This is a genomic window from Mesorhizobium sp. M4A.F.Ca.ET.020.02.1.1, from assembly GCF_004022645.1.
Classification (GTDB): domain Bacteria; phylum Pseudomonadota; class Alphaproteobacteria; order Rhizobiales; family Rhizobiaceae; genus Mesorhizobium.
On sequence record NZ_RZOI01000622.1, the window covers coordinates 1 to 3,671 of the forward strand.

Below are 3,671 nucleotides of genomic sequence, written 5' to 3' on the forward strand. Positions count from 1 at the left end.
GCTGCCGTGGGCGCTGAACCGAACTGGTGGCTGATCGCCGGGATCGCGGCGGTCGTGGCCGTGGTGGTCACGATCCTGGTGATCAAGGCCCGCCAGCACAAAGACCGCGCGGCGGCTTACAAGGCGGCTGCGGCTGCTGTATAAGCCGCCTGGGTAGATCGACGCGGGCCGGGGAGTGCTTCACTCCTCGGCCTTCTCTTTTCCTGGCGCTACGATCGTGTGCCATTTCCAGCCGGCGTATTTGTCGGCGCGCTGCCTGATGTGCGTGTACCGCTTTAGGTTCTGCCAAGACCGATGACCGGACACGGCGGCGACGTGCGGGATATTCCAGCCAAGTTCGAATAGCCGGCTGATGCCTTCGTGCCTGAGGTCGTGAAACCTGAGGTCTTCGATCTCCTTGAGCGCGCACGCTTCGCGGAAGGCGAGGCCGATCGTGTCGGGCTTGTAGGGGAAGATCGCGCCCTTGCCGCGCGGCATGGTCTGGATAATCGCCAACGCCTCGGGCGGGAGATCGCACCAGACATCATTGCCGGTCTTCTCGGTCGGGTTCTTCATGTCGCGGACCAACACGCGGCTGTGCTCCTCGTCCAGGTCCGCCCAGGTGATCCGGGTAATCTCCTCCTGCCGCCGCGTCGAAAAGATCGCGAACGCCGTAAGCTTCGTCATCGGGGCCGCTGTCGCCTTGCGACCGGCAAAGAAGGTCATGAGCGTTTCAAGCTCCTCGATCGTCGGCCGGCGCTCACGGGCCTTCGATCGGCCGATGAGCCCCAGGCGCTTCGCGACAATGCGGGCGTCATCGATCGCCCTGGTATCGAGCGGGTATCCCCAGGCCGGCCGCGCCACGGTGAAGACTTCGGACAGGTGCGATAGGTAATTCCCCACGGTCGACGCCTCGCGCGTCCTGGCAAGGCGGCGGGCAAAGTCGACCAACTGCGGGCTCCCGATCGCGCTGCAATGGAGGTCCGCAATCTCGTCCTCCTGGATCGAGGCGAGCACTTGCCCCTTGGTGCGGCCGGCTTCCTTCAAGCTGTCGGCGATGTAGGTTGCGATCACGTCTTTCAGCGGCGGATCGTCCACCTTCACGCGGTCGAGCGCGCCGGGCTGGGCAAGTTCTTTCTCGCGCTTGTCGATCCAGGCGCTCGCGGCCGGCCGGCGATCGAACGTCTTGCTCTCGCGGTGAGCCACCTTGCCCTTTTGCTTGAGGATGATCTTTGCCATAAAGGCGGTCGTGCCGTCGCCGCGCGGGCGTTCAACGATAGTCCCCATTTCGGTATCACAAGGCTCCTTTCGGGATTACTTTGTGATCCTACATGGTGAGAATGCACCGCGATATGGTCGAATGCGCAACGATGCGCAACATGTAGCGCAACGCTGGTCAACGGGCTTTGCAAGGGGAGCGCGGAAAATCAATGGTTTACAGCGGTCGATCTGTTGCCGCCTTGCCGATGTATGACTGGCCCGAGGCGAGGGGCGAGGTCGATGCGCAATGGGCGCGGCTGCGTGAAGCCATCAGGCAGAAGGGCATCGACGCGCCGGAGATACTCGTCCGCGGCAATGGCGACCTGCCGCCGGTGCCCGGCGGCATCCGCGACGCAGCCGGCAAGGTCATCGCGCCCGATCCGGCGACGCTGCCGGCGAGCGACCTCGATTTCCACGGGCTCTGGCTGCATCCGGCGCTGCTGTTCGGGCAGACCTGTTGGGGGCCGATGGAACTGGGGCTCGCGAGCCACGTCCAGGTGATCGGCCAGCCGAGCTACGATGCCATCGAGGGCGGGCAGGGCGAGCTCTATTCCAGCGCCATCGTCATGCCGGCGGACGGCGGGCCGTTCGTAGCATCGCCGGCTGATGGCAGCGCCTCGATCCCGCTCGATCTCATCCGTGGCAAACGCTTCGCCTTCAACAATCCGGATTCCATGTCCGGACTGCTCGGGCTGACGCGCGACCTGGAGGCGATGGGCGAAAGCCTCGACATTTTTGCTTCGCAGATCGAGAGCGGCGGGCATCGCTCCTCGATCGTCGCCATTGCCGAGGGCAGTGCCGATGTCGCGGCGATCGACTGCGAGAGCTGGGCGCTGGCCAAACGCTTCGAGCCGGCCGCGCGAGAAGTGAAGGTCGTTGGCTGGACCAAGCGGCGCAAAGGCCTGCCGTTCATCACCGCCCGCGCCACGCCGCCAGAGACGGTAGCGGCGTTACGCGAAGCGATCGCTGATTCAGCCCAGTAGCCGCTCGTCGAGGGGATAGCGCGAGAGCTGCGGGTTGCCGGTCTCGGTGATCAGGATCTGCTCCTCGATCTTGACACCCTCGCGTCCGCCCAGGCGGCCGATATAGCTTTCGACGCACAGCACCATGCCGGGTTCGAGCACGCCGTCCGGCGTATCCTCGGTCCAGTCGCTGGCGTGCGGCAGCGTCGGATATTCGTCCGCCAGGCCGACGCCGTGGTAGAGCACGCCGTAGCGGGTCGGGAAGCAGTCGCCGGGCGGGACCGTCGCGCGCTCGACGAGCTCGCGGAAGGAAATGCCCGGCCGCATCAGTTCGGTGTTGTGGGCGATCTGGTCGGCGGCGATGCGGAAGAGATCGCGCTGCTCGTCCGACGGTTTTCCGTCGCCGCAGAGCCAGGTGCGCGAGAGGTCGGCACAGAAGCCATACGGGCCGATCAGATCGGTGTCGAAGGCGACGAGATCGCCTTCCTTGATGACGCGCGACGAGCACTCCTGGAACCACGGATTGGTGCGCGGACCGGAAGACAGCAGCCTGGTCTCGATCCATTCGCCGCCGCGCGCGATGTTGCCGCGATGGAGCTCCGCCCAGAGCTCGTTTTCGGAAATGCCTGGTTTCAGCGCCCGTTCCATCTCGCCCATCGCCGCCTCGCAGGCGACGATCGAGCGGCGCATGGCGAGGATCTCGTCCGGCGATTTGATCAGCCGCGCGCTCTCCATCACTGCCTCGCCATTTCCGATACTGACGCCGAGGCGGGCTAGCTCCTCGGCGCCCTCCGGATTGATGTGGTCGACCGCGATGCGGTGGTTGCCGCCGCCATGTTGCGCAACCAGATCGGCGATGCCTGCGGCCCAGCGGCGGACCTTCAATGACGTCAGCTCGCCGCTGTAGAGATACATCCACGACACCGCCGGCCGCACCTCGTCGACGACCCCGGAATGATCGGACAGGTGCTCGCAGGAGAAATAATCGAATAGCACCACCGGTCCCTCGGTGGCAACGAAACAGTGGCGCGTCGGATTGTGCGCGACCCACAGCTGCATGTTGGTCGAGTCGGTCGCGTAGCGGATGTTGACGGGATCGTAGAGCAGCGCGCCGGCGTAGTCGCGCCGCTTCAACTCGGCACGTATTCTGCCGAGCCGGTATTCGCGTATGGCCGCAAGATCGGGAGCGGCAATGCCGGCCGCCTGCCACTCGGCCTCGGCGAACGCCCCGTAGCCCAGCACATGCTGGTTGAGCGAGGCCGCCTTCTGGCGGGAGGCTTCGCGCAACGCCTCGACGGAGCCGGCCGCATCCGGTTCGAACGGCATGATCTTGCGATGGCGGCCGAAGCGTTGCGTCTCCATGCGGGCTCTCCTGGTGCCGCTATTGCGCCGTGATCTTGTAGAGTCTGGTTATCGTGAGCTGGCGGGTCGTGGGCGTACCGCCGAGCAACTGAGGTACCGCAACCTGCC

At 65.3% G+C, this 3,671-nt stretch carries 3 protein-coding genes; 1 reads left to right on the top strand and 2 read right to left on the bottom strand.

What is annotated here, in order from left to right; all coding sequences use genetic code 11:
* Positions 1-180 precede the first annotated feature (180 nt).
* Positions 181-1,266, bottom strand: a complete 1,086-nt coding sequence (locus EN742_RS28020; RefSeq protein ID WP_128333521.1) for a site-specific integrase — start codon at positions 1,264-1,266, stop codon at positions 181-183.
* A 143-nt stretch (positions 1,267-1,409) separates the two neighbouring features.
* Here EN742_RS28020 and EN742_RS28025 point away from each other — a divergent pair, with 143 nt between their 5' ends.
* A complete protein-coding gene (locus EN742_RS28025; protein ID WP_128333522.1) occupies positions 1,410-2,222 on the top strand; it encodes a PhnD/SsuA/transferrin family substrate-binding protein in 813 nt (270 codons plus the stop codon).
* Here EN742_RS28025 and EN742_RS28030 read toward each other — a convergent pair.
* On the bottom strand, positions 2,211-3,563 hold the full coding sequence (locus EN742_RS28030) for a Xaa-Pro peptidase family protein (protein ID WP_126054111.1): 1,353 nt from the start codon (positions 3,561-3,563) through the stop codon (positions 2,211-2,213). The genes EN742_RS28025 and EN742_RS28030 overlap by 12 nt on opposite strands.
* Positions 3,564-3,671: the final 108 nt, after the last annotated feature.

What these genes read in the sequence shown, in the direction of transcription:
- EN742_RS28025 (WP_128333522.1), top strand. Translation starts at nt 1,410, where the DNA reads ATGGTTTACAGCGGTCGATCTGTTGCCGCCTTGCCGATGTATGACTGG.
- EN742_RS28020 (WP_128333521.1), bottom strand. Translation starts at nt 1,266, where the DNA reads ATGGGGACTATCGTTGAACGCCCGCGCGGCGACGGCACGACCGCCTTT.
- EN742_RS28030 (WP_126054111.1), bottom strand. Translation starts at nt 3,563, where the DNA reads ATGGAGACGCAACGCTTCGGCCGCCATCGCAAGATCATGCCGTTCGAA.